This is a genomic window from Delftia sp. WSY_7 (genome assembly GCF_043104845.1).
Classification (GTDB): domain Bacteria; phylum Pseudomonadota; class Gammaproteobacteria; order Burkholderiales; family Burkholderiaceae_C; genus Comamonas; species Comamonas tsuruhatensis.
Genome location: NZ_JBICLB010000021.1, coordinates 229,643 through 252,152 on the forward strand (window position 1 = coordinate 229,643; position 22,510 = coordinate 252,152).

25 protein-coding genes are annotated in these 22,510 nt (G+C 66.3%); 9 read left to right on the forward strand and 16 right to left on the reverse strand.

Annotated features, from left to right (window positions below):
• Window positions 1-83: 83 nt before the first annotated feature.
• The 3 genes from ACF8ME_RS10035 to ACF8ME_RS10045 all read right to left on the reverse strand — a co-directional run bounded on the left by ACF8ME_RS10035 (window position 84) and on the right by ACF8ME_RS10045 (window position 1,821).
• Complete coding sequence (locus tag ACF8ME_RS10035; RefSeq protein ID WP_202759875.1) at window positions 84-575, reverse strand: response regulator transcription factor; 492 nt, start codon at window positions 573-575, stop codon at window positions 84-86.
• 378 nt (window positions 576-953) lie between these two features.
• Window positions 954-1,169: a hypothetical protein gene (locus tag ACF8ME_RS10040; protein ID WP_392416249.1), complete on the reverse strand. Its 216-nt coding sequence runs from the start codon at window positions 1,167-1,169 to the stop codon at window positions 954-956.
• A gap of 97 nt (window positions 1,170-1,266) precedes the next feature.
• Entirely contained in the window at window positions 1,267-1,821 is a 555-nt protein-coding gene (locus ACF8ME_RS10045; RefSeq protein ID WP_392416251.1) for a MarR family winged helix-turn-helix transcriptional regulator, read from the reverse strand.
• Window positions 1,822-1,938: 117 nt separating this feature from the next.
• Here ACF8ME_RS10045 and ACF8ME_RS10050 point away from each other — a divergent pair, with 117 nt between their 5' ends.
• Entirely contained in the window at window positions 1,939-2,790 is an 852-nt protein-coding gene (locus tag ACF8ME_RS10050) for an EamA family transporter (RefSeq protein ID WP_133073461.1), read from the forward strand.
• Between the two features lie 45 nt (window positions 2,791-2,835).
• A complete protein-coding gene (locus tag ACF8ME_RS10055) occupies window positions 2,836-3,471 on the forward strand; it encodes a nitroreductase family protein (protein ID WP_392416253.1) in 636 nt (211 codons plus the stop codon).
• A 28-nt stretch (window positions 3,472-3,499) separates the two neighbouring features.
• Here ACF8ME_RS10055 and ACF8ME_RS10060 read toward each other — a convergent pair whose 3' ends face one another.
• Complete coding sequence (locus ACF8ME_RS10060) at window positions 3,500-3,859, reverse strand: hypothetical protein (protein ID WP_016448140.1); 360 nt, start codon at window positions 3,857-3,859, stop codon at window positions 3,500-3,502.
• A gap of 281 nt (window positions 3,860-4,140) precedes the next feature.
• Here ACF8ME_RS10060 and nikR point away from each other — a divergent pair, with 281 nt between their 5' ends.
• The 3 genes from nikR to ACF8ME_RS10075 all read left to right on the forward strand — a co-directional run bounded on the left by nikR (window position 4,141) and on the right by ACF8ME_RS10075 (window position 7,480).
• On the forward strand, window positions 4,141-4,599 hold the full coding sequence (gene nikR / locus ACF8ME_RS10065; RefSeq protein ID WP_016448139.1) for a nickel-responsive transcriptional regulator NikR: 459 nt from the start codon (window positions 4,141-4,143) through the stop codon (window positions 4,597-4,599).
• 89 nt (window positions 4,600-4,688) lie between these two features.
• Window positions 4,689-6,752, forward strand: coding sequence for a TonB-dependent receptor (locus ACF8ME_RS10070; protein ID WP_392416255.1), 2,064 nt, complete (start codon window positions 4,689-4,691; stop codon window positions 6,750-6,752).
• An 11-nt stretch (window positions 6,753-6,763) separates the two neighbouring features.
• Window positions 6,764-7,480, forward strand: a complete 717-nt coding sequence (locus ACF8ME_RS10075) for a DUF4198 domain-containing protein (protein WP_392416257.1) — start codon at window positions 6,764-6,766, stop codon at window positions 7,478-7,480.
• A gap of 33 nt (window positions 7,481-7,513) precedes the next feature.
• Here ACF8ME_RS10075 and ACF8ME_RS10080 read toward each other — a convergent pair whose 3' ends face one another.
• On the reverse strand, window positions 7,514-8,812 hold the full coding sequence (locus ACF8ME_RS10080) for a D-amino acid dehydrogenase (protein WP_012204956.1): 1,299 nt from the start codon (window positions 8,810-8,812) through the stop codon (window positions 7,514-7,516).
• A gap of 114 nt (window positions 8,813-8,926) precedes the next feature.
• Between ACF8ME_RS10080 and ACF8ME_RS10085 the strand changes: the two genes are divergently transcribed.
• Window positions 8,927-9,412, forward strand: a complete 486-nt coding sequence (locus ACF8ME_RS10085; protein WP_183019321.1) for a winged helix-turn-helix transcriptional regulator — start codon at window positions 8,927-8,929, stop codon at window positions 9,410-9,412.
• A gap of 809 nt (window positions 9,413-10,221) precedes the next feature.
• On the forward strand, window positions 10,222-10,974 hold the full coding sequence (locus tag ACF8ME_RS10090) for an IPTL-CTERM sorting domain-containing protein (RefSeq protein ID WP_392416260.1): 753 nt from the start codon (window positions 10,222-10,224) through the stop codon (window positions 10,972-10,974).
• 25 nt (window positions 10,975-10,999) lie between these two features.
• Here the strand turns inward: ACF8ME_RS10090 and ACF8ME_RS10095 are convergent, their stop codons facing one another.
• The 8 genes from ACF8ME_RS10095 to ACF8ME_RS10130 form a co-directional block, all read right to left on the reverse strand.
• On the reverse strand, window positions 11,000-11,590 hold the full coding sequence (locus tag ACF8ME_RS10095; RefSeq protein WP_016448132.1) for an HD family hydrolase: 591 nt from the start codon (window positions 11,588-11,590) through the stop codon (window positions 11,000-11,002).
• Window positions 11,591-11,636: 46 nt separating this feature from the next.
• Window positions 11,637-12,497: a phosphodiesterase gene (locus ACF8ME_RS10100; RefSeq protein WP_392416262.1), complete on the reverse strand. Its 861-nt coding sequence runs from the start codon at window positions 12,495-12,497 to the stop codon at window positions 11,637-11,639.
• Window positions 12,484-13,545, reverse strand: coding sequence for an ABC transporter ATP-binding protein (locus ACF8ME_RS10105; RefSeq protein ID WP_392416264.1), 1,062 nt, complete (start codon window positions 13,543-13,545; stop codon window positions 12,484-12,486). The genes ACF8ME_RS10100 and ACF8ME_RS10105 overlap by 14 nt, the downstream gene beginning before the upstream one ends.
• A complete protein-coding gene (locus tag ACF8ME_RS10110) occupies window positions 13,535-14,332 on the reverse strand; it encodes an ABC transporter permease (protein ID WP_026062847.1) in 798 nt (265 codons plus the stop codon). The genes ACF8ME_RS10105 and ACF8ME_RS10110 overlap by 11 nt, the downstream gene beginning before the upstream one ends.
• Window positions 14,333-14,334: 2 nt before the next feature.
• Complete coding sequence (locus ACF8ME_RS10115; RefSeq protein ID WP_313281262.1) at window positions 14,335-15,192, reverse strand: ABC transporter permease subunit; 858 nt, start codon at window positions 15,190-15,192, stop codon at window positions 14,335-14,337.
• A complete protein-coding gene (locus ACF8ME_RS10120; RefSeq protein ID WP_017407209.1) occupies window positions 15,189-16,214 on the reverse strand; it encodes an ABC transporter substrate-binding protein in 1,026 nt (341 codons plus the stop codon). The genes ACF8ME_RS10115 and ACF8ME_RS10120 overlap by 4 nt, the downstream gene beginning before the upstream one ends.
• Before the next feature lie 79 nt (window positions 16,215-16,293).
• Window positions 16,294-17,283 (reverse strand): LacI family DNA-binding transcriptional regulator, encoded by a 990-nt coding sequence (locus ACF8ME_RS10125; protein WP_392416267.1) that lies wholly within the window; start codon window positions 17,281-17,283, stop codon window positions 16,294-16,296.
• 126 nt (window positions 17,284-17,409) lie between these two features.
• The gene (locus tag ACF8ME_RS10130) at window positions 17,410-18,189 is read right to left on the reverse strand and encodes a nucleotidyltransferase domain-containing protein (protein WP_392416268.1); all 780 of its coding nucleotides are present in this window, start codon (window positions 18,187-18,189) and stop codon (window positions 17,410-17,412) included.
• A 169-nt stretch (window positions 18,190-18,358) separates the two neighbouring features.
• On the opposite strand from ACF8ME_RS10130, the gene ACF8ME_RS10135 reads away from it, so the two are divergent.
• Both ACF8ME_RS10135 and infA read left to right on the forward strand, forming a co-directional pair.
• A complete protein-coding gene (locus tag ACF8ME_RS10135) occupies window positions 18,359-19,747 on the forward strand; it encodes a GntP family permease (protein WP_016453662.1) in 1,389 nt (462 codons plus the stop codon).
• A 489-nt stretch (window positions 19,748-20,236) separates the two neighbouring features.
• Window positions 20,237-20,503: a translation initiation factor IF-1 gene (gene infA / locus ACF8ME_RS10140; protein ID WP_016448120.1), complete on the forward strand. Its 267-nt coding sequence runs from the start codon at window positions 20,237-20,239 to the stop codon at window positions 20,501-20,503.
• 141 nt (window positions 20,504-20,644) lie between these two features.
• Here the strand turns inward: infA and ACF8ME_RS10145 are convergent, their stop codons facing one another.
• The 3 genes from ACF8ME_RS10145 to ACF8ME_RS10155 form a co-directional block, all read right to left on the reverse strand.
• On the reverse strand, window positions 20,645-20,944 hold the full coding sequence (locus ACF8ME_RS10145; RefSeq protein WP_016448119.1) for a pentapeptide MXKDX repeat protein: 300 nt from the start codon (window positions 20,942-20,944) through the stop codon (window positions 20,645-20,647).
• 104 nt (window positions 20,945-21,048) lie between these two features.
• The gene (locus ACF8ME_RS10150; RefSeq protein ID WP_016448118.1) at window positions 21,049-21,840 is read right to left on the reverse strand and encodes a molybdopterin-dependent oxidoreductase; all 792 of its coding nucleotides are present in this window, start codon (window positions 21,838-21,840) and stop codon (window positions 21,049-21,051) included.
• Window positions 21,837-22,490 carry a cytochrome b/b6 domain-containing protein gene (locus ACF8ME_RS10155; protein WP_392416271.1) on the reverse strand — a complete coding sequence of 218 codons (654 nt, stop codon included), beginning with the start codon at window positions 22,488-22,490 and terminating at the stop codon, window positions 21,837-21,839. Before ACF8ME_RS10155 ends, ACF8ME_RS10150 begins: the two co-directional genes overlap by 4 nt.
• Window positions 22,491-22,510: the final 20 nt, after the last annotated feature.

Here is a 22,510-nt window from a genome sequence, read left to right on the forward strand (position 1 = left end):
ATGCCCAATTGCACCAGGAGGGTGGAATACTTCCAATGTCGTATTCGGTGAGCATGGACAGGCGATGCACGCTGACCTGGATATCAGATGCTGCCGCCATTGCGAGTTGCCGTTGGCGCGAATGTCTGCAACTGGGCGGTGCTTGTCAGGCCCAGTTTGCGCAGAATGTTTTCGCGATGCTTGCGCACGGTCAAGTCGCTGAGGTAAAGCGAACGTGCGATCTCCTTGCTGGTCTGGCCCGCCAGCACGTGCACCATCACCTCCTGCTCGCGGGGAGACAGAGGGAGCGGTGAGCGGGCAGCGCTCAACCAGCCGTGCCGCCTGGCGTGCGTGACGAGTTCTACGGCATTGCGCAGGCCCAGCCGCGTGCACATATTGCTGCGGTGCTTGCGTACCGTGTGTTCGCTGATGCCCAGCGTGTGCGCAATGTCCCTGCAGCCGAGGCCCTTGGCCATCGCTTCGAGTACATCGATTTCGCGCGCGGTGAGCGCAGACGCGATGACTTCATCTGCTATTGGATGCGCAGCATCGAGATGGCATTCGCTATTTGCCAAAACTATTTCCGATCTATCCATGGTATGTCTCCCATTTTTTATGTGCCGATGCCATAGGGCCATTCCACGCCGAAGCCTCGGCGAGACTGCTTTGCACAGTGCCGTTTGAAAGATTGAATAACTCGCTAAACCGCCTGTTTACCGCCTGAGTAAACTGACGTCATGCCATTCGTGTGAAAATTGTGCGGTAAAGGATCAGCCGGAAAAAGCCTGAACATTGGACGATTGAAAATCGCGTGCATTCAGCCTGCGGCAGCCTTTTGTATCCAAGGCGGGAGATTAATAACCCATTATCAAGATGGTGTGGTGCGTTGAGGGAGTATCAAAGTCGTTTGAGAATCTGTTATCGCCATTTCACCGTTGGAATGGACATCTTAGTGGAAATCTCTGGCGAAATCATTACATCTGGCTACAAAAGTTCGACACCAAGGTTTTTGCAGCAGATTGTGGGAAAGCCAATGGTCTTCTGTGGGTCGCGCTTGCGTGATCAGGATTTTCTGGCATTGCCCAGCCGAGTCCAGGATGCGGGCTGTTGCGCAGGTCTTGAGACATGCGGGTAAGCAATTGCTGCCATGGCGCATCGAGAAGCGGCTGGGTACCTGCGACGTGCTTCAAGGGAAGCACCTCTTTTGCCAAAAGCGTTCCCGGGTCATGACGAAGGGCGTGAGCACCGCGACCGTCGCCAGTTCCAACGGCCTGGACATACGCCAGTTCAGGGGGCAGGGCGGGTGCCATCGTCAGGCCCGCCCTCCAGCACGCGCAGCAGCAGGGACAGCCGCTGATCCAGCGCGGCCAGTTCGGCGGCAGGCATGGGCGCCAGCATGGCGCGCTCGTTGTCCAGGTGCGCTTCCACCGCGCGGTCTATCAGCTCCAGCCCCTGGCCGGTGAGCTGCACCAGCATGCTGCGCGCGTCCTGCGGGTTGGGCAGGCGCTGTACCAGGCCGCGCGTCTCCAGGCTTTTCATGCGATGGGTCATGGTGCCCGAGGTGACCATGAGCGTGGAGAACAGGGCCGTGGGCGTGAGGCAGAAGGGCGCGCCCGAGCGGCGCAGCGTGGCCAGCACGTCGAACTCCCACATGGTCATGCCGAAGCGTGCAAAGCATTCCTCCAGCCGTTGCTCCAGCAGGGCAGCGCAGCGCTTGATGCGGCCTATGGGGCCCATGGGGCTGGGGTCCAGGTCCGGGCGTTCGCGGCGCCATTGGGCCAGGATGGTGTCGACATGGTCGGGCAGGCGTTGGGAGGAGGGTTGGGAGGGGGGTTGGGTCATTTGTCTTGATTTTAAGATAAATCGTGCATAATGGGTTTGTCTTGAATTGAAGATAAATCCATGTCCTCCTCCTCATCGTCCTGTGCCTCCACGGCTCCTGCTGCAGCCAGCGCTGCCATGTCATGGCGCGACATCCTGCTGACCGCGCTGGCGCCCGCCATCTGGGGCTCCACCTACATCGTCACTTCCGAACTGCTGCCGCCGGACCGGCCGTTCACGGCCGCGCTGATCCGCGTGCTGCCGGCCGGGTTGCTGCTGGTGCTGTTCACGCGGCGGCTGCCAGCGGGTTCGGGCTGGTGGCGGCTGGCGGTGCTGGGCGCGCTGAACATCGGCGTGTTCCAGGCGCTGTTGTTCGTGGCGGCCTACCGGCTGCCGGGCGGGCTGGCGGCCGTGCTGGGCGCCGTGCAGCCGCTGCTGGTGATGGCCCTGGCCTGGGGGGTGGATGGGCGCTCCCCCGCGCGGCTGACGCTGTGGGCCGCCGTAGCGGGCATTGGGGGCATGGCAGTGCTGCTGCTGTCGCCGCAGACGGTGTTCGAGCCCGTGGGCATGGCGGCGGCGCTGGCCGGCGCGGTGTGCATGGCGGCCGGCACGTGGCTGACGCGGCGCTGGCGCGTGGACTTGCCGGTGCTGGCGCTGACGGGCTGGCAACTGCTGTTTGGCGGGCTGATGCTGCTGCCGCTGGCCTGGTGGGTGGATGCGCCGCTGCCTGCGCTGTCTCTCACCCAGCTGGGCGCCTATGCCTACCTGTGCCTGGCCGGCGCGCTGCTGGCCTATGTGCTGTGGTTTCGCGGCATCGGGCGCCTGCCTTCGGTGGCCGTGTCGTCATTGGGCTTGTTGAGCCCGCTCACGGCCGTGGTCCTGGGCTGGGCGCTGCTGTCGCAGTCCATGACGGGCATGTCCTTCCTGGGCCTGCTGGTGGTGCTGGCCAGCGTGCTGGTGGTGCAGTGGTCGGCTTCGCGCGGCGCCTGAGTTTCTGGCATCGAGGTTCCTCTTTTTTCCCACCGAGCGTTTCACATGACTTCTTCCGAACTTTCCTCCATGCCCATCGCGCAGGCCATCGCTTCGCGCATTTCCGCAGACCGTTTCGAGCCCGGCCGCCCGCTGGCCGACGAAACCCTGGCCGCACTGGTGGCCCAAGCATCACTGTCCCCATCGGCCTACAACCTGCAGAACTGGCGCTTCATTGCCGTGCGCACACCCGAGGCCAAGGCGCGCCTGAAAGCCGCCGCCTATGGGCAGCAGAAGGTGGAGGATGCGTCGGCCGTGTTCATCGTCTGCGGCACGCTGGCCGCGCATGCGCGGCTGGCGGAGTTCTTGCAGCCCAGCGTGGACGGCGGGCTGATGAGCCAGCGCACGGCCGATGGCTGGGTAGCCCAGGCCCAGGCCGCGCACGCGGACAACCTGCAACTGCAGCGCGACGAGGCCGTACGCTCGGCCTCGCTGGCGGCCATGACGCTGATGCTGTCCGCCCAGGGCCTGGGGCTGGCGAGCTGCCCCATGGTGGGATTCGATGCGGAACTGCTGGCAGCGGGCTTTGGCCTGCAGGCCCACGAACTGCCCGTGATGCTGGTGGCCGTGGGCCACGCGGCCGGCACGCTGCGCCCGCAGAAGACGCGCAGGCCGCTGGCCGACATCCTGGCCTATGCCTGAGCGTGGGATGGGTTGGCGGGGCGCGGGCTCAGCTGGCAGGCTGCAGCTGCATGCCCAGGCGCGAGAACAGGATCTGCCGACCGTCGCCCTGCAGGCGCTGTATCACCATGCCACCATCGCGGTGCAGGTAGATGCGCAGGGCGCTGCCGTTGCCGGGATCGTGGTCCAGGTAGCAGGGGTCCTTGTCCAGGTCCTTCCAGCCATGGGGTTCGACCAGCCGGCGGCCGGCGATGCGGCGCAGCTCGGACTCGGGCGCCGCGAAATAGGTGTGGGTCTGCAGCCACAGCGTGCGCAGCTGTTCGAAGGCCTGGTCGCGAGAAGAACAGGCGGGCGCAGCCTCCAGCAGGGACAGCAGCATGTCCAGAAGCTGATCGAATGAATACTGCATGCCGCGCCCCTTTCAGCGATCGACGGTGCGCACCGCGCATCCTCGATCAGCGTAACCGGATATGGCGCGAATGTGAACAAAGCATGACCGTGGTGGTTTGTCGCTATTGCCAGTCCGTACCGACAGTGATTGGCGCGGCTGTTGCATGTGGGGCATGTGAGGCATGTGGGGCAAGGGCCTGGATGGCCGGACAATGGCCGGCAGATCCGGCGTGATGCCTGTCTTTTGCGCCTGCCCCGCTGTTGCCGCCATCTTCCTGTTTCCCTTCACTTGTGCTGCCCATGGAACGCTTCACCATCTCCATCGACGACGACCTGGCCCGTGATTTCGACGGCTGGATCGCCGCGCGCGGCTACGACAACCGCTCCGAAGCCATACGCGACGTGCTGCGTGCCCACCTGGCCCAGGTGCGCGAGCGCGAGGACGCCGACGGCCTGTGCGTGGCCAACCTGTCCTATGTCTACAACCACCACGAGCGCGATCTGTCCGAGCGCCTGGCCAGCCTGCAGCACGACCACCATGAGCTGCACATGGCCACCACGCACGTGCACCTGGACCACGAGCAATGCATTGAAACCGTCATGCTGCGCGGCCCGGCCAGCGCCGTGCGGCGCTTTGCCGACACCATCACGGCCGAGCGCGGCGTGCACCACGGCCAGCTCAACGTGGTGATGGTTCGCAGGGCAGAGCCTGGCGGGCACGATCACGCGCACCACCATCCGCATTCGCACGACGATTGAGCCAGCCCGGGGCCGGGCGCCTTGCGCAGCCCCTGTCATGCAGGTCGGTATGAAGTTTGCTTTTTTCTTCATACAACTCCTGGAAACGCATGACACATCCCCTGAATTCCCCTTCCCGGCGCCTTGCCGTGCACCAGATTGCAGCAGCTGGCCTGCTGGGCCTGGGTTGCATTCCCCATGTCGGTGCACAGCAGGCGGGCGACGCCACGGCCAGCCTGCAGCCTGTCGAGGTCAAGGGCCAGACCGCGCGCGGCGCCTCGGCCGCCTACACCACCAGCGTGATCGAGGCCGAGGACATCGCCAACGCCCATGTCAGCCATCCGCAGGAGTTGCTGCGCCAGGTGCCGGGCATGAATGTGCAGAACTACCAGCTGTCCGGCGTGGGTGACGCCATCGTCATGCGCGGCTTCGGCGGTGGCGGGCACGGCGGCGACGTGGGCGTGGTGCTGGACGGCATTCCACTGAACGAGGCCATGTCGCATGCCGACGGCTATGTGGACCTGGGCGTCATCGTGCCGCTGGAGATGGAGCGCATCAGCATCTACAAGGGGCCGGTGTCGGCGCTGTACGGCAACTTCAACCGCGCAGGGCTGATGGCGATAGAGACGCGCAAGCAGGGCGACTACACCCCCTACCGCGAGGCCGACGTGAGCCTGGCCTCGCACGGCACGCTGGACGCTCAGGCGGCGCTGGGGCTGAAGCCGGGCGATGGCGAGTTCCTGAACCTGGCGGCCCAGCACTACCGCACGGACGGTTTCCGCGCGCAGTCGCAAATGCAGCGCAGCACGGCATCCCTGCGCTGGAGCAAGCGGCTCTCGTCGCAGCTGGAAGTGGCGCTGTCGGCGCGGCTGCACCACGGCGAGGGCGACTCGCCTTCGTACCTGACGGCGGGGCAGTTCGCACGCGATCCGCGTGGCATCGATCCGCGCGCCATGAACGATGGCACGCGCAAGAACTTCGCCACGCTGCGCGCCGATGTGCAGTACGCGCTCTCGCCACGGCTGACCTGGCTGGGCTATGCCTACACCACGCAGCAAAGCTTCACGCGCTGGTTCAGCCGGCCCATCGACGCACTGCAGTGGCGCCAGCGCGAGGAAAGCTATGACCGCGCCGTCTACGGCGCAGGCACCAGCCTCAATGGCCGCCATGCCACGGCGCTGACCCCGATCAACTGGGTGGCGGGTCTGGAGGCCGTGCGCGAATCCACCGACTACCAGTTCTACGACGGCCTGCAGTGGCGCGAGCGCACCGGCGCTGCCCTGGATGACCGCAATTCCAGGCTCAACACCCTCTCGGCCTTTGCCGAGGTGGATGCGCCCGTTCACCGCCTGCTGCAGCTGTCCGCCGGCCTGCGCTGGGATCGCTTCACGGGCGGCTGCCGTCCCAACGGCCCTGAGGCGGGCAGCGACCCCTGCGGCCCGCTGGCGCGCACCTCGCATGCCAGTCCCAAGCTGGGCCTGCGCTCGCAGGTGGCGCCGGGTGTGCTGCTGCGCGCCAGCTGGTCCGAAGGATTTGCGCTGGCCAGCGATTTCGCCAAGTACGCGCTGGGCGCCGCGCAGCTCGATCCCAACATCTTCCGCCAGACTGAAGTGGGCGCGCAGATCAAGCCCATGCCGGGCCTGGTGCTGGATGTGGCCGCCTATAGGCTGCAGTCCTCGGGCGAGATCCGCAGCGTGGCGCCCGGCGTCTATGAGAACTTCGGCGCAACGCGCCGCACGGGCGTGGAGGCCAGCGCGCTGTGGGCCGTGCGCAAGAACCTGGACCTGCAAGTGGCCTGGGGCAGCGCCCATTCCCGCGTGACCGAGAACGGCAACCCGGCCCTGGTCGGCAACCAGGTGGCCGGCGTGCCCCGGCAGACCGCCACCGTGGGCCTGGCCTGGCGCCCGCTGGCGCAGTGGGACGGCTCGCTCACCTGGCGCCGCGTGGGCCGCTATGCCGTCACCGCCGACAACAGCGTCTTCTACGGCGGCTACGCCACCTGGGACCTGGGCCTGAGCTGGCGCCTGCCTTCGGCGCGCAGCCGCATCTATGCCGTGGTCTCCAACCTGGGGGACAAGGCCTATGCCACGTCGGCCTCGGTCATCCGCGGCGTGCCGCTGTTCGCGCCCGGCGCGCCGCGCACGCTCAAGGTCGGCGTGCAGACACAGTTTTGAGGAGGAAAAAAATGAAATCCAACCCCTGTTTCGCATCCGTTGCAACCGCCGCATTCGTGGTCCTGCTGGCCTGCGCGCCGCTGGCCCAGGCCCACAACGTCTGGCTGGAGCCCGATGCCGACGGCGCCTACACCGTGCAATTCGGCGGCCATGAGGGCCAGCTGGAGAACTTTGCGGCCGGCAAGCTCAAGAGCGTTGAGGCCTATGACGCGCGCGGCCGCCGCATCGACGTGGCCGTGCAGCCCGTGCCCGGCGGCGCCCGCGCCACGCCGGCGCGCAAGGCCGCGCTGTTGGCCGCGCATTTCGACAACGGATTTTTCAGCCGCGTGGGCGAGGGGCCGATGCTTGAAAAGCCCATGACCGAGAACCCCGGCGCCACCAGCGGCGTGCATGCTCTCAAGTTCCACAAGACCATCCTCGAATGGGGCCCGGTCACCCGCGAGAAGCTGGGCCAGACCCTGGAGATCATCGCCAAGACCCGCCGCTCGCCCCACGCGGGCGAGCCCCAGCAATTCCAGGTGCTGCTGGACGGCCAGCCCCGGGCCGGCGTGCGCGTGTCGCTGGGAGAAAGCGGTCCGCCACTGGCAACCGATGCCGACGGCTTGGTGACCGTGCTGCCGCGTGCCGGGCTCAACCAGCTGCTGGCCATCGTGCGGCTGCCTGTCTCCGGCGATGCGCGCACCACCAGCCTCAGCTACGAATACCTGCTGGGGTTCTCGGCGCATTGAAGTGGGGGCGCCGCCCGGCCGCGCTCAGTACGCTCAGGCGGACACGGGGGTGGAGCTGCCCCCCAGGTGCCGGGCCGGCCGGTGCGTGTAGCGGTCCAGGGCCAGGCCGTCGGTGCTGATTTCCGGACTGCGGCCGGTGATCAGGTCGGCGATCAGCCGGCCCGAGCCGCAGGCCATGGTCCAGCCCAGCGTGCCGTGGCCGGTGTTCAGGAACAGGTTGGCATAGCGCGTGGCGCCGATGATGGGCGTGCCGTCCGGCGTCATGGGCCGCAGCCCGGTCCAGAAGCTGGCGCGCGCCACATCGCCGCCCGGGAACAGGTCGTTGACCACCAGCTCCAGCGTGGCGCGGCGGCGCGGGTCCAGGCGCAGGTCGAACCCGCCCAGCTCGGCCATGCCGCCCACGCGGATGCGGTCGTCAAAGCGGGTGACGGCAATCTTGTAGGTCTCGTCCAGCACGGTGGACTGCGGCGCCAGCGCCGGGTTGCCCAGCGGCACGGTGAGCGAATAGCCCTTGACGGGGTAGACGGGCAGGTCCAGCCCCAGCGGCTCCAGCGCCTGGCGCGAGTAGCTGCCGAAGGCCATCACGTAGCGGTCGGCGGTCAGCAGTTCGCCATTGACGCGCACGCCGGCAATGCGGCCGCCTTCGACCACCAGGCCATCCACGTTCTGGTTGAAGCGCAACTCCACGCCCAGGCCGGTGGCGATGCGGGCCAGCTCGTTGGTGAAGCGGTGGCAGTCGCCGGTCTCGTCCTTGGGCAGGCGCAGGCCGCCGGTCAGCCGGTCGCGCGCCTGGGCCAGGGCGGGTTCCACCTGGGCCAGCTGGTCGCGGTCCAGCAGCTCGAAGGGCACGGCGCATTCGCGCAGCACGGCCACGTCGCGCTCCACGGCGTCCAGCTGGGCCTGGGTGCGGAACAGTTGCAAGGTGCCGCCGGTGCGCTGCTCGTAGGCGATGCCGGTGTCGGCGCGCAACTGCTGCAGGCAGCTGCGGCTGTACTCGGCCACGCGCATCATGCGTTCCTTGTTGACGGCGTAGCGCTGGGCAGAGCAGTTGCGCAGCATCTGCGCCATCCAGCGCAGCTGGAACAGGCTGCCGTCCAGGCGCACGGCCAGCGGCGCGTGTTCCTGCAGCATCCACTTCAGGGCCTTGAGCGGAATGCCGGGCGCCGCCCAGGGCGTGGAGTAGCCGGGCGAGACCTGGCCTGCGTTGGCAAAGCTGGTTTCGGACGCGGGCGCATCCTGCCGGTCCAGCACCGTGACCTCGGCACCGGCCCGCGCCAGGTAGTACGCACTGGTCACGCCGATGACACCGCCGCCAAGAACAAGGACTTTCATACGATTCACCGCCAGGTCAACAAGATGAAATCAAAGTCTATTGACGATGAGGCAGTGGAAACCACTGAAATATTGCTACTCTCCAGTGATTGATAAGCCCCGGGAATCGCCGCCATGGCCGCCAAAAGTGAAAACCGCGTGCTCGACCGCACCGACCGCAAGATCCTCGACATCCTGCAGCGGGACGGTCGCATCTCCATGACCGAGCTGGCCGAGCAGGTCAGCCTCTCGGCCACGCCCTGTTCGGAGCGCGTGCGCCGCCTGGAGCGTGATGGCGTGATCACCGGCTACCACGCCCATCTGTCGCCCGAGGCGCTGGGCAAGACGCTGCTGGTGTTCGTGGAGATCAAGCTGTCGTCCAAGTCGGGCGAGGTCTTCGACAAGGTGCGCCAGGAACTGCTGCACGTGCCCGACGTGCTGGAGTGCTTCCTGGTCTCGGGCAGCTTCGACTACCTGGTCAAGGCCCGCCTGGGCGGCATGCGCGAGTACCGCCGCCTGCTGGGCGACATCCTCAAGAAACTGCCCGTGCCGGCCGAGTCGCACAGCTATGTGGTGATGGAGGAGGTCAAGGAGACGCTGGCGCTGCCTTTGGATCGGTGAGGGAGCCGTCCTCGGTGTTCCAGGGTCGGATCTACCCCCATTCCTTATTGTTATTTACTGTTTGAAACTTTTGTCACAATATATTTGATTCAAATGGGGTATTGTGCGATCCAATCAAAATTGATATTGGACGGCAGATCGGTTGTTATGAAGTTCCGCATTCATCGGCGCTCTCCGTTGAAAAGTAGGCAGGACGGCAACTTGGAGTTCCATTCCAATGGCGGTATTGCAAATATTTGTCATTGAAGGGTGAATTTTTGGGATTGGTGATTTTTAAAGCTCAATACCAGTGATACCTTGATAGCGCAAATCTATCTATCACTGGGAGTTCTATGAAAAATCACGCCCTCATGGCTGCCTTGATGGCCGGTGCAGCAATCTCGGCCTGCCCACCCGCCAGCGCGCAAGTGACGCGTTACTTCGGGGAGATGAGAACCTCCTACTCGGATTTCCAGGATCGCACGGCTTGTCCCCTGGGGCCTCACGGCTCATGCCAGGATTTTCCGAGGACCGCCCGCCTGGCCGGCTGGTTTGAAACGGCCGCACCCTTGCAACCCGACCTGGACGAGAGCGAAATAAGGGCGCTGGTCACTTCCTATAGTTTCTCGGACGGATTGACCACCTACAGCAGTGCCGACCCGGATGTGCGCGCATTCATATTCAGGGTTTCCACGGACAGTGGGTCCAATATCGTGAGAAACAGAATCCACCTTCAACGCTGGCTGACGGGAAACAATCCGCACCGCTCCATCAATGGCGTTGGCCCGGGTGGATCTCCCAATGATGTGGATATGCTGAGCCGGTTTGAAATGGCCACGGAACAGGTGGCGGCCGTGAACAACGCGATGTGCGCTTCCCTGTTCTCGGAAACATCCCAGCAGGTCAGCCATTCGGGTGAGAGCGACACCTGTCTGGGGACCTATGAGATGCCCGACAACGGCGTGTCCGTTGCGTGGACCGGGGCGCCCGTGCAAAACCAGAACGTCATGTCCTGGCACAGGGAGGCCGTGCATCCTGCCCTGTCGTTGACCCACAGCATCTCGCCCGCAGGCCAGGTGCAGGCGGGGCAGGAGGTGCGCTACACCATCACCGTCAGGAATACGGGGACCGTGGCCGCCACCCAGGCGCAGATTGCCGACAGCCTGCCTGCCGGCCTGGAGCGCGCCACCTGGACCTGTACGCCCGGCGCCAGCACGCCATGTCCCGTGGCGTCAGGCTCCGGATCGCTGGCGGTCACGGTGCCCGTGTTCGCGGCAGGAGACTCGCTGGTTTTCACCGTGATGGCCAGCGTGTCCAACCCGGCGCCCGCAACCATTACCAATGTGGCCACGGTGGATGCCGGGGACCCGTCGGTGCAGTGCATGCAGGCAGGGCAGGTCGTGGGAACGGTGCCGTGCATGGCTTCCGCGTCCATCAATACGGTGGCGGCTTTCCCCGGCGGTGGCCAGGTGACTCCCGTGCCGACGCTGCAGCACACAGCCCTTGTGGTCCTGAGCCTGCTGGCCGCAGCCATTGGATGGAGGGGGCTGGGGCGGCGCCAGCGGGTCGGCGCGGGCCGCTGACGCGGCCACAGGGGCGCTGGTGCAGCTAGGTCGCGCTGGCGTCCTGCGCGGCGGCGCCCATTTTCTGGCGCGTGTCCTCGTCGAGCAGGCTGCGCACCTGGGCGAACAGAGGATCGGCGCCCGTGTACTTCCTGCCGTAGCCCAGGTTGAAGCCGTAGTCGAAATCCTGCGGATTGATCCCCTGGTTGTGCTGCAGGATGGTCTCCAGCTTGTCCAGGGCCTTGACGGCGCGGGCCTCGGGCGTGGCGGCGTCTTCGTACTCCTGCCACAGGGCCATGATGGCGTCGCGGTGCCCGGGCTGCAGCGAGCGGGTCAGGTGCAGCAGGTCGGCCTTTTCCTGCGCGCTCTTGTCGGGGTGCTGGTTCTTTTCCACGGCGGGGATGTCGCCGTGGATGGCCTCGCCCAGGTCGTGGATCACGCACAGCTTGAGCAGCTTGAGCATGTCCAGCTGTGCGAACTGGTCCTCGAAGGCGATGGCCATCAGGCACAGGCGCCAGCTGTGCTCGGCCGTGCTTTCGGTGCGGCCGGTGGAGGTGTGGGCGCTGCGCAGCACGCTCTTGAGCTTTTCCGCCTCGCGCAGGAAGTCCAGGCGGCCCTTGATGTTGTTGATATCCATGGCGGATATTCTCGTCGGCTTTCACCAGGGCCGCGGGCGTCCGGGCTCAGTCGATCAGCCGCCCCTGCGCATCCCAGAACGGGTGCGGTCCGTCAAACTGGCCGCTGGCCACGGCATGGCTGACCAGCCGGCCGCCGGGCGGCTGGGCGTGCAGCATGAAGCCGGGCGGCTCCAGCGTCCAGGCCGATGCGGCGTCGGGCGCCAGGTCCAGGCAGACCTGGTGGGCGGGCGCAGGCGAGGTCATGGCCACCGTGCCGCCAAAGGCGACCTGGATGGTGCGGTGCAGGTGGCCGCAGATGACGCGCTGCACGTTGGGGTGGCGGCGCACCAGGTCTTCCAGCGCCTGTGCACCCTGCAGGAGGCCGATCTTGTCCATGTGGCCTATCAGGGTCTCGAAGGGCGGGTGGTGCATGGCGATGACCACGGGGCGGCCTTCGCTGGCGGCCAGTTGCAGCTCCAGCCATTGCAGGCGCTCCTCACACAGCGCGCCCTCGCTGTGGCCGGGCACCAAGGTGTCCAGCGCGATCAGCCGTAGCGCGCCAATGTCCACGGCGTACTGGATGAAGCCTTCGCTGCGCAGCCAGGTGTGCTCGGGAAAGGCGGTGCGCAGCGCGTCGCGGTCATCGTGGTTGCCGGGCAGCAGGTAGACGGGCAGGGTGCCCAGCGGTGCCAGCAGGCTGCGCAGGTGGGCGTATTCGGCAGGCCGGCCGAAGTCGGTCAGGTCGCCGGTGATCACCAGGGCGTGCGGCTGCTGGGGCAGGGCCAGCACGCTTTGCACCGTGCGCTCCAGGTATTGGGCGGTATCGATGCGGCGGTAGGTCAGGCGGCCGGGTTCGCGGATGTGCAGGTCGGTGAGCTGGGCCAGGAAGGTGGTCATGGAGGGGCGCAGGGTTTCAGGCGTGGGCATGGTTGGGCATCCATTGGTGGGGGGCGATGCGCAAGGCCACGCGGTCGCCCGATTGCGCGGCGTGGTCGCGGGACACGTCGGCCATCAGCGGCGTGTGGCCCGCCAGCTCCAGCGTGAGCTGCAGGCGGTCGCCCAGGAAGACGCGGCGCGCCACCGATGCGGGCACGGCACCCGGCGTGCCGGCGGCGCAGACCTCGATGTCTTCAGGGCGCAGCAGCAGCCGGGCCGCGCCCGTGCATTCGGCCGGGCAGGCCAGCTCCATGCCGGCCAGCGCCAGCCGGTTGCTGCGCGCATCGTCTTCGCTGCGTTCGACCTGGTTCACGCGCCCCAGGAAGGTGGCGACAAAGGGATGGGCCGGTCGGCGGTACAGGCTCTCACCGTCGCCCACCTGCAGGATGCGGCCTGCCTGCATGACGGCCATGCGGTCGGCAATGGCCATGGCCTCCTGCTGGTCGTGCGTGACGTGGACGGCGGTGATGCGCAGCTGGCGCAGCAGCTGGGCCAGCTCGTCGCGCAGGGTTTCCTTGAGTTTGGCGTCCAGCGCGGTCAGCGGCTCGTCCAGCAGCAGCACGCGCGGGCGCGATGCCACGGCGCGGGCCAGGGCCACGCGCTGGCGCTGGCCGCCGGACAGTTCGGCCGGGCGCTTGTGCTCCAGGCCGTTCAGGCGCACCAGATCCACCAGTTCGCCCACCACGCGGCGCTGCTCCTGCTCGGACGCGCCGCGTATGCGCAGGCCGTAGCCAATGTTGGCCTGCACGCTCATCTGCGGGAACAGCGCGTAGTGCTGGAACACCATGCCCACCTGGCGCTTTTCTATGGGCACGCGGGTGACGTCGGCGTCGCCGAAGGCGATGCGGCTGCCCGCATCCGGCGTCTCCAGCCCCGCGATGATGCGCAGCAGCGTGGTCTTGCCGCAGCCCGAGGGGCCGAGCAGGGCCAGCACCTCGCCGGGCTCCACGCGCAGGTCGGTGGCTTGCAGGCCGCGCGTTCCGTCGGCATAGGTCTTGGCGCACTGCCGGATGTCGATGGCGACGCTGTTACTTTCCATAATGCTTCTCGATGAAATGCCCCAGCGCCTGCAGCAGCCACATCACGGGCAGGATGACGATGAGGAAGATGAGGGTATAGGCCGAGCCCACCTCGATGCGCATGGACGCATAGCTGTCGGCCAGGCCCACGGGCAGGGTGCGCGTCAGCGGCGTGTGCAGCATCCAGGTCAGGTTGAACTCGCCCATGGACAGGGTGAACACCATCAGGCAGGCAGCCACGATGGCGGGCAGCACGGCAGGCACCAGCACGCCCAGGAAGCGCTGCGCGAACGATGCGCCCAGGCTGCGCGCAGCCTCCTCCAGCGCCACCAGCTCCTGGCGGCGCAGTGCCGAGCCCACCATGCGCACCATGAAGGGCAGGGTGAACACCACATGGCCCACCAGGATGAAGGCAAAGCTCTGGCGGAAGGCGGCCACGCTGCCATAGGCCAGCAGCAGGGCCAGGGCGCTGGCCAGGCCCGGAATGGCCACGGGCAGGGTCAGCAGCTCCTCGAAATGCCGGGCCCAGGGCGAGCGGCTGCGCGCCAGCGCATAGGCGCAGGGCACGCCCAGCACCAAGGTCATGGCCACGCAGGCGCAGGCCAGCAGCAGCGACATCAGCACGGTATTGCCGTAGCCGGCCCAGACCTCGGCCAGCCAGCGCGTGGTCAATCCGCTGGACAGGCCCTGGCCGTAGTTCTGCACCAGCCCGGCCAGCACCGACAGCAGCATGGGCGCCAGCATGAACAGGGTGACGGTGGCGGTCACCAGCCACATCAGCGGTGGCATTTTTTGTGTGGTCCGCATGGTCAGACTCCTGTGGCGGCGGGACCCGCCCAGCGCCGCGACAGCCACAGCACCAGCCAGGTGATCAGCCCCAGGCTGATCGACAGGCTGGCGGCCAGGGCGAAGTTGGCGTAGTTGGTGAACTCGTTGTAGATGGTGATGGGCAGCACCTCGAACTTGCTCGACAGGGTGAAGGCCGTGCCGAAGGCGCCGACCGACGTGGCGAACACGATGGCGCCGCAGGCCAGCGTGGTGGGCAGCAGCTGCGGCCACCACACATCGCGCGCCACGCGCCAGCCGTTGCCGCCCAGCGAGCGCGCGGCCTCCTCCAGGTGCGGGTCCAGCGCCTCGGCCGCTGCCGTGTAGGAGGCAATGGCGCGTGGCAGCGAGAAGTACAGGTAGCCCAGGAACAGGCCCAGCAGCCCGTAGGCGAAGGTGATCCGCTCGCCGCCCAGGGCCACCGACAGGTCGGCCAGCGCGCCCTGGCGCCCGCCCAGCAGGATGATGAAAAAGCCGATGATCACGCCCGGAAACGACAGCGGCAGCGTCAGCAGCGACAGCAGCAGGCCGCGCCCCGTGAAGCGGTGGCGCGCCAGCGCAATGCCCATCACCGCGCCGATCAGCAGCGTGGCCACGGTCACGGCCAGCGACAGGGCCAGCGTCTGCAGCAGGCTTTGCAGGTACAGCGCGTCGGTCAGGGTGGCGAAATAGGTGCGCCAGCCTTCACGCGCCGGCAGCGCCAGCAGCAGGCCGGCCGGCAGCAGCCAGAACGCCGCGAAGAAGGCCACGGCCGGCGCGCTGCAGGCCAGCAGCAGCGCGCGGGTGCGCCAGTCGCCTGGCGCTTGGGAGGAAATGCCCACGATGCAGTCCGCCTGGCTCAACGCACTTCACGCAGGTAGCGCGTGGAGAAGCCCTTTTGCACATCGGCCATCTTCTGGTAGTCCACCGAGGTGGCGCGTGCGTACTCGCTGGCGGGCAGGAAATGGCCGGCCACCTCCTTGGGCAGGGCCACGTCACGCACGGGGCGCAGGTAGGCGTTGGCCCAGATGGACTGGCCCTTGTCGGACAGCACATAGTCCAGCACCTTCTTGCCGTTGTCCGTGTGCGGCGCCTTGTTCACCAGGCTCATCACATAGGGCATGACCACGGTGCCTTCCTTGGGGATCACGAAGTCCACGTCGGCCTTGTCCTTGTAGCGGGCGCGGTAGGCGTTGAAGTCGTAGTCCAGCAAGATGCCGATCTCGCCCGACAGCAGGCGCGCATACGAGGTCTGCTTGGGCACGATGGGCTCGTTCTTCTGCAGCTTCTTGAAGTAGTCGATGGCGGGCTGGAAGTTGTCCAGCGTGCCGCCCATGGCCTGGTTCACGGCCACGGCGCCCACATAGCCCACGAAGGCCGAGGCCGGGTCCAGGTAGCCGACCAAGCCCTTGTATTCGGGCTTGAGCAGGTCTGCCCAGGACTGCGGCACGGGCTTGCCGCCCAGCGCCGCCTTGTTGACCATGAAGCCCAGCGTGCCCGAATGGATGGTCACCCACTCGCCCTTGGGGTCCTTGAGGCCGGCGGGAACCTGGTCCCAGTGGGCGGGCTTGTAGGCGGCGACCACGCCGTCTTTCTGCGCCTGGATGGCGAAGGTCACGCCCAGGTAGGTCACATCGGCCACGGGGCTGGCCTTCTCGGCCACCAGCTGGGCCAACGACTGGCCGGAGTTCTTGTTGTCGGGCGGCACGGTGATGCCGGTATCAGCCTTGATGGCCTTGATCTGCGTGCCCCAGTCGGCCCATTCGGGCGGGCAGTTGTAGCAGATGGCGCTCTGGGCCAGCGCCGTTCCGCAGACGGCAGTGGTGGCGGCCAGCAGGGCAAGGCGCTTGAAGGAGAGCTTGAAGGGGAGGGCAGTCAGTTTCATGGTGCGTACTCGAAGAGGTGGGGGAGCGTGGGGAAGGGAAGGGCGCGGCCTTGGCTTGCGCGGGCCGCTGTTGTTGGTTTCAGAGCCGGCAGGACTCGCCGCTGCGCCAGCCATGCGGCAGGCACAGGCTGTCCTGCGCGGCCAGGGTTTTCTTGCCCGCCAGCGCATCGCACAGCAGGCGCACGCAGGCCGAGCCGATGTCGTGGTTGGGCTGGGAAATCGAGGCCAGCGAAGGCGTGAGATCGCCGGCCATGGCAATCCCGTCAAAGCCGACCACGCTCAGGTCCGCAGGCACGGAGAACCCGGCCAGCGATGCCGCGCGGATGGTGCGTATCGCCAGCAGATCGTTGCTGCAGACAATGGCCGTGGGCGGCGCCTGCTCGCTCAGGTGCTGCTGCAGCATCTGCACGGCGGTGGCGGCAAAGGGCACCTCCCAGACCGGCAGCGGCGACAGGCCTGCGGCCTGCATGCCCAGCGCATAGCCACGGCAGCGCTGCTGGGCGCGGTCGGACGCCTGCAACTGGCCCGTGACCATGCCGATGCGGCTGTGGCCTGCCGCAGCCAGGCGCAGCACCAGTTCCCTGACGGCGCCCGTGTTGTCCACGCCCACGCAGGCATGCTCATGGGTGTGGTGATAGGCCAGCACATAGGGCTTGCCGGCCTGGCGCACACGCGCCAGCGCCGCCGAATCGCCAGGGTTGGAGACCACCAGCACCAGCGCATCCACCCCGCTGGCCAGCAGCCGCGTGGTGGCCGCGTCTTCACCGGCGTGGTCGTATTCGGTGGTGCAAGGCGAAATCGCATAGCCGCGCAGCGCCGCCTGTGAGGCAATGCCCTGCAGGCACTCGGCAAACACCGGATTGGTGAGCGTGGGCAGCACCACGCCCAGCACCTTGCTGCTGCGCGTGCGCAGCGTGCGGGCGCTGGCATTGGCCACATAGCCCACTTCCTGCGCCACACGCAGCACCGTGCTGCGCGTTTGCGCATTGACCACCTCCGGCGAATTGAAAACCCGCGAAACAGTGGCGACGGACAGTCCCGCGCGGCGTGCAACCTCGGTGATGCTCATGGCTGTAAACGATTTCTTGAAAACGTTTACATTGCACCCGCTGCGCGTGACGGTGCGGTGACGGAGATTTGAAGCTTTTGTGGCAGCCAGGCGTTTGGCGGCTTGGGCCCTGGCGTTGCCCGGTACCTAGACTGCCGTAGATGCAGCCCGCTGGTGCCGAATCCAGCTGATGAAGGCCGAAAGCTCTGCGTTGAAACGAGCTCTGGGTGCCTCGGGCGTCCTTGCCTGCGCCAGAAAGAAAGCCATGGACTGCGCCATTTCCGGATGGAGCTGCGCAAAGCAATCGGCGAACTCCTCCAGCGTGCGCGGCCAGAAGCCCCCTGAGCAGGGGCGCAGCACATTGGTGGCCCGGATCAGCTTGCGTGCGGCTTCGCGTTGCAGGCGCAGGGCCTCCGTGTCGTTCCGGGTTCCGGCAATTCGCTGCAGGTAGTCGTTCAGCACCTGCACGTAGTCGCCATTGACGGCCTGTGCAATCGCCCTGGACGGCTCGAACGCCTCAAACTGCTGCGCCAGGTCTTCTCCATGGATGCAGCGGCACTCATGCTTGAGCCAGTAGCCCCAGCTGTAGAGATGGGCCGGGTCCAGCACCTCTTGCCGAGTGCCCAGGTCGAAATCGATCTTCACGACTTCTGTGTGACGTAGTTGCAGGTCCTGGCGCAGCTGCTCCAGCCGGGCGCTCTCCAGTCCACTAAGGGAGCGCACCAGCACCACCGTCAGGTCCAAGTCCGAGAAGCCCGCCCTTGCGCAGCCGCGCGCCACGCTGCCATACAGGTAGAGGCTGTCCAGCGCCTCGCCGAGGGCGCTGGCGATCGATGCGCGCGCATCTGCCACCAAATCCACAAATTCCGGCTGGATGGGGGCTCTGACAAAGACTTCGAGAGTGCCAGCGGAGCCGAGGTTGTTCATTGGTCTTGCAGTAGTGGAACGGGAGGCACGGCTCTGAGCCAGTCTCCTGCGAACAAGCCTGGAGCCTACAGGTCCCCTTCAGGGTCAGGCATAGGATTTGCAGCGATTGGAAACCGCATGCCGCCAGCGTGCGGGCGTCCGTCGCAAGAATCACAACTCCAAGCCTCCTATGTCTTCATTCGATACCCAACTGCTGCTCATCGCGCTGGCCAGCGTGCTGGTCCTGGTCGCGCTGATCGTCTCGCGCATCCGTCTTCATCCCCTGCTGGCGCTGCTGGTGGTTTCCATCGGCGTGGGCTTTGCCACCGGCATGGCGCCGGGCGAGATCGTCAAGAACCTCACCAACGGGGCCGGCAAGACGCTGGGTGCGGTGGGCGTGGTGATTGCCTTGGGCGCCATGCTGGGCAAGATCCTGGCGGACTCCGGCACCACCGAGCGGCTGGCCAGTGCCATCCTGCAGCGCACGTCCGAGCGCATGATTCCCTGGGCCATGACCCTGGTGGCCTTCGTGATCGGCATTCCCATGTTCTTCGAGGTGGGGCTGGTGGTCATGCTGCCGCTGATCTTCAGCGTGGCGCGCAAGCTGGAAAGCAATGAGCGCTTCAAGGGATCGGCCTATGTCTATGTGGGCGTGCCCGTGATCGCCGCGCTGGCCGCCATGCACGGCATGGTGCCGCCGCACCCGGGCCCGCTCACCGCCATCGCCACGCTGCACACCACGGTCGGCCCGACCATGCTGTACGGCTTTCTGGCCGTGATTCCCGCCATGGTGCTGGGCGGCCCGCTGTACGGCGCCTTCATCACGCCGCGCATGAGTACGCGCCCCGATGCAGCCCTGCTGGAGCAGTTCACATCAGGCAAGAAGGAAGGCGGGGAGGGCAGTGCGCCCAGCATCGGCATGGGCGTGCTGTGCGCCTTGCTGCCCGCGCTGCTGATGCTGGTGCATGCGCTGGCCGAGGTGCTGCTGCCCAAGGATTCGGGCCTGCTGCATGCAGCGGCCTTCCTGGGCAATCCGCTGGTGGCCATGCTGCTGGGCGTGGTGTTTGCCTCCATCACCCTGGGCTATCTGCGCGGCGCCGATGCCGAGAAGCTGCGAGACGCGCTGGGCCAGAGCCTCAAGCCCATCGCCGGCATCATGCTCATCATTGCGGGCGGCGGCGCCTTCCAGCAGATCCTGACCAGCGCCAAGGTGGGCGATGCCATCGTCCACATGACCCAGCAGTTCGCCCTGCCTCCGCTGGTGCTGGGGTGGATGATCGCCATGCTGCTGTCGGTGTCCACCGGCTCTGCCACCGTGGGCATCGTGGGCGCGGCTGGCCTGCTGGCGCCGCTGGCGGCCTCCGATCCTTCGCTGAACGTGCCGCTGCTGGCGCTGGCCATCGGCTGCGGCTCGCTGTTCTTCAACTATGCCAACCACGCGGGCTTCTGGATGGTGAAGGAGTCCTTCGGCATGAGCATGGGCGAGGCCACCAAGACGATTACCGTGGTGCAGTCCATCGTGTCCTTTGTGGGCCTGCTGATGGTGCTGCTGTTCAACCTGCTGCCCAAGCTGGGATAGGTGAAAGGCATGAGGCGGGCCGACGGCGGCCGCTTCGATGCCGCGGCAACCACCAAGAGAGGGCACTTCTTCCGGTTCGACTGCGAATTGCCCCAGTCGCGGCAGGGAAAATGCCGCCCCGTACAGGTGCGGTACCCGGCGCCGCTTCAACGCGGGTCCGGCAATTGACCTATACTGCTGGAGGTGCTGTCCTTGTTGTTCGCCTCCTCAGTGCCCGTCTGACATTCTTGCAGTCCCCGGACTGCCGTTGGCCGCCCACTGTGACGAAGTCCGCAACTGTCACTCCCTTCGGCGAGCACCACGCGGGTCCAACACCCTTCCCCGGGCCCGCACTCTCCCTGCCACCTGCAGGGGCCTCTTTCCCTTTTTTCCGATGATCCGCTGCCTGTGTGCAGCGGTCATCCTGCGCTGGCCCAAGGCCGCAGCATGGTGCTGCACCGGCAACTTGCGGCGACGCACCCCTTTCAACATGTACTCACAGGAGTCCCATTGGCTAAAGAAGAACTGATCGAAATGCAAGGCCGGGTAGACGAAGTGCTGCCTGATTCCCGCTTCCGCGTAACGCTGGAAAACGGCCACCAGCTCATCGCCTATACCGGCGGAAAAATGCGCAAGCACCGCATCCGCGTGCTGGCCGGCGACAAGGTCACGCTCGAGATGTCGCCCTATGACCTGAACAAGGGCCGTCTCACGTTCCGTCATATTGAGCAACGCTCCGGCGGCGCCCCGGGCCAGCGCCCACCGCAGCGCCGCTGAGGTCTGCCAGCCCGCTCTTGCCTCGGAGCGGGCATGGGGGGTGCACAGAAAGGACCCGGCTTTGCGCCTGGTCCCATGGCCGGCAGCCCCGCCAGCCCGGCCGCCCGGGCGGCATCGGCCGGGACAGGCGAGTTCCCCGGCTTACTTGGACATTCCGTCCTTGCCCATGGAGTCCTTCTTCATTGCGTCCTTGGACATGCCATCCTTGTGCATGCCGTCCTTGTGCATGGAGTCCTTCTTCATTCCATCCTTGGACATGGAATCCTTCTTCATCCCGTCCTTGGACATGGAGTCCTTCTTCATCCCATCCTTGGACATGGAATCCTTGGTCATTGCGCCCTTGGACATGCCGTCCTTGGACATCTCATCCGCAGCGAATGCCGAGGTGGCACCGGCCAGGGCGAGGCAGGCGGCGAGCACGGTGGTGGTGAACTTGGTCATTTGAGTCTTCCTTTGGATTAGCGGTTTGCAGGTTGCACAATCGGCCGGCCTTGCATGGCCCGGCCTCGCACCTTCGTTGGCGGCCCAGCGGCTTGTGAGGCCGCTCAGCTGCCTCCGAACCAGTTGTAGCCCTGGTCTTCCCAGTAGCCGCCGGAGTAGGTGTTGGTGACGAACATGGCCTGGACGTGCTTCGGGTTCTTGTAGCCCAGCTTGGTGGGCATGCGAAGCTTCATCGGGAAGCCATATTTGGGCGGCAGGGGCTGCCCGTCGTAGGTCAATGCCATCAGCGTCTGCGGATGCAGGGCCGTGGCCATGTCGATGCTGGTGAAGTAGTCGTCCACGCACTTGAAGCCGACGTACTTGGCGCTGGTGTCGGCGCCTATATGGCGCAGGAAATCGGCGAAACGCACGCCGCCCCAGCGGCCTATGGCGCTCCAGCCCTCCACGCAGATATGGCGCGTGATCTGTTCTTCCTGCGGCATGGCGCGCAGCTCGGCCAGGCTCCAGGCATGGCGATCGGCGACCATGCCGGTCACTTCCAGGCGCCAGCTGGCCTCGTCCACCTCGCGCACCTCGTCCTCGCCGTAGTAGGCATTGAAGGGGAAGGGGCGCGTGATCTCGGCTGCTGAATAGGTGGGCGCCAGCCGCGTGGGGCTGAACAGCAGGCCCTGCACGCGGTCGTTGAAGCGCGATACCTGATTGAGCGCGGCCTCGACGTGGCTGTCATCGCTGATGCTGCAGCCCGTGAGCAGGGACAGGCCGCCCAGCGTGAGCGATCGCTGCAAAAAGGCGCGGCGTGCGGGCTGGTCGAGCTTGCGGACGATCAGCGAGCGTGCCTCGCGCACCACGGCCTCGCCATCGACGCCGGGCAGGGAAGGGGCTTTGAAGATTTTCATGGTGTCTTGGGCGCACGGCCGTGGATCATGGTCAGGAAGGTCCGGGGCACCAGGGCGACCATTGCCAGGTGCACCACCACAAAGGCGACCAGCGCAGCCATGCCGAAGAAGTGCACGCGCCTTGCGGACTCATAGCCGCCCAGCAGCTCGCGCAGCAGCGGGAACTGCACCGACTTCCACAGCACCAGGCCCGACAGCACGATCACCACCAGGTCCAGCACCACGAACAGGTAGGCCAGCTTTTGCACATGGTTGTAGCGGGCCGGGTCGGCATGCGAGAGCCGGCCCTTGAGGGCGGACACCAGGTCCTGCCGCACGCCCTGCACCGTGATGGGAAAGAACTTGCGCAGCCACCGGCCGCTGGCGATGTTGAGCAGCAGGTACAGCAGCCCGTTGAACACCAGCAGCCACATGGCCGCGAAATGCCATTGCAGCGCCCCGCCCAGCCAGCCGCCCAGAGTGATCGAGCCCGGAAAGCTGAAATCAAAGAACGGCGCCGCGTTGTAGATGCGCCAGCCACTGGTCACCAGGATGACCACGGCCAGCGCATTGAGCCAATGCGTGAGGCGCAGCCACAGCGGGTGGATGCGCTGGCCATCCTGGGGCTGTGCCGGTTGGGGGGTGATGAGGGCGGTGTTCATGGGTTCCATTGTTGGAGGGACCCTGTAGC

Coding starts and splice junctions, on each gene's coding strand:
- ACF8ME_RS10120 (WP_017407209.1), bottom strand. CDS start 16,214: ATGAAACTGACTGCCCTCCCCTTCAAGCTCTCCTTCAAGCGCCTTGCC.
- ACF8ME_RS10150 (WP_016448118.1), bottom strand. CDS start 21,840: ATGAAAATCTTCAAAGCCCCTTCCCTGCCCGGCGTCGATGGCGAGGCC.
- ACF8ME_RS10035 (WP_202759875.1), bottom strand. CDS start 575: ATGGATAGATCGGAAATAGTTTTGGCAAATAGCGAATGCCATCTCGAT.
- ACF8ME_RS10145 (WP_016448119.1), bottom strand. CDS start 20,944: ATGACCAAGTTCACCACCACCGTGCTCGCCGCCTGCCTCGCCCTGGCC.
- ACF8ME_RS10085 (WP_183019321.1), top strand. CDS start 8,927: ATGGCCGCCAAAAGTGAAAACCGCGTGCTCGACCGCACCGACCGCAAG.
- ACF8ME_RS10155 (WP_392416271.1), bottom strand. CDS start 22,490: ATGGAACCCATGAACACCGCCCTCATCACCCCCCAACCGGCACAGCCC.
- ACF8ME_RS10110 (WP_026062847.1), bottom strand. CDS start 14,332: ATGCGGACCACACAAAAAATGCCACCGCTGATGTGGCTGGTGACCGCC.
- ACF8ME_RS10095 (WP_016448132.1), bottom strand. CDS start 11,590: ATGGATATCAACAACATCAAGGGCCGCCTGGACTTCCTGCGCGAGGCG.
- ACF8ME_RS10090 (WP_392416260.1), top strand. CDS start 10,222: ATGGCCACGGAACAGGTGGCGGCCGTGAACAACGCGATGTGCGCTTCC.
- ACF8ME_RS10075 (WP_392416257.1), top strand. CDS start 6,764: ATGAAATCCAACCCCTGTTTCGCATCCGTTGCAACCGCCGCATTCGTG.
- nikR (WP_016448139.1), top strand. CDS start 4,141: ATGGAACGCTTCACCATCTCCATCGACGACGACCTGGCCCGTGATTTC.
- ACF8ME_RS10050 (WP_133073461.1), top strand. CDS start 1,939: ATGTCATGGCGCGACATCCTGCTGACCGCGCTGGCGCCCGCCATCTGG.
- ACF8ME_RS10105 (WP_392416264.1), bottom strand. CDS start 13,545: ATGGAAAGTAACAGCGTCGCCATCGACATCCGGCAGTGCGCCAAGACC.
- ACF8ME_RS10055 (WP_392416253.1), top strand. CDS start 2,836: ATGACTTCTTCCGAACTTTCCTCCATGCCCATCGCGCAGGCCATCGCT.
- ACF8ME_RS10130 (WP_392416268.1), bottom strand. CDS start 18,189: ATGAACAACCTCGGCTCCGCTGGCACTCTCGAAGTCTTTGTCAGAGCC.
- ACF8ME_RS10060 (WP_016448140.1), bottom strand. CDS start 3,859: ATGCAGTATTCATTCGATCAGCTTCTGGACATGCTGCTGTCCCTGCTG.
- ACF8ME_RS10045 (WP_392416251.1), bottom strand. CDS start 1,821: ATGACCCAACCCCCCTCCCAACCCTCCTCCCAACGCCTGCCCGACCAT.
- ACF8ME_RS10070 (WP_392416255.1), top strand. CDS start 4,689: ATGACACATCCCCTGAATTCCCCTTCCCGGCGCCTTGCCGTGCACCAG.
- ACF8ME_RS10125 (WP_392416267.1), bottom strand. CDS start 17,283: ATGAGCATCACCGAGGTTGCACGCCGCGCGGGACTGTCCGTCGCCACT.
- ACF8ME_RS10100 (WP_392416262.1), bottom strand. CDS start 12,497: ATGCCCACGCCTGAAACCCTGCGCCCCTCCATGACCACCTTCCTGGCC.
- ACF8ME_RS10080 (WP_012204956.1), bottom strand. CDS start 8,812: ATGAAAGTCCTTGTTCTTGGCGGCGGTGTCATCGGCGTGACCAGTGCG.
- ACF8ME_RS10135 (WP_016453662.1), top strand. CDS start 18,359: ATGTCTTCATTCGATACCCAACTGCTGCTCATCGCGCTGGCCAGCGTG.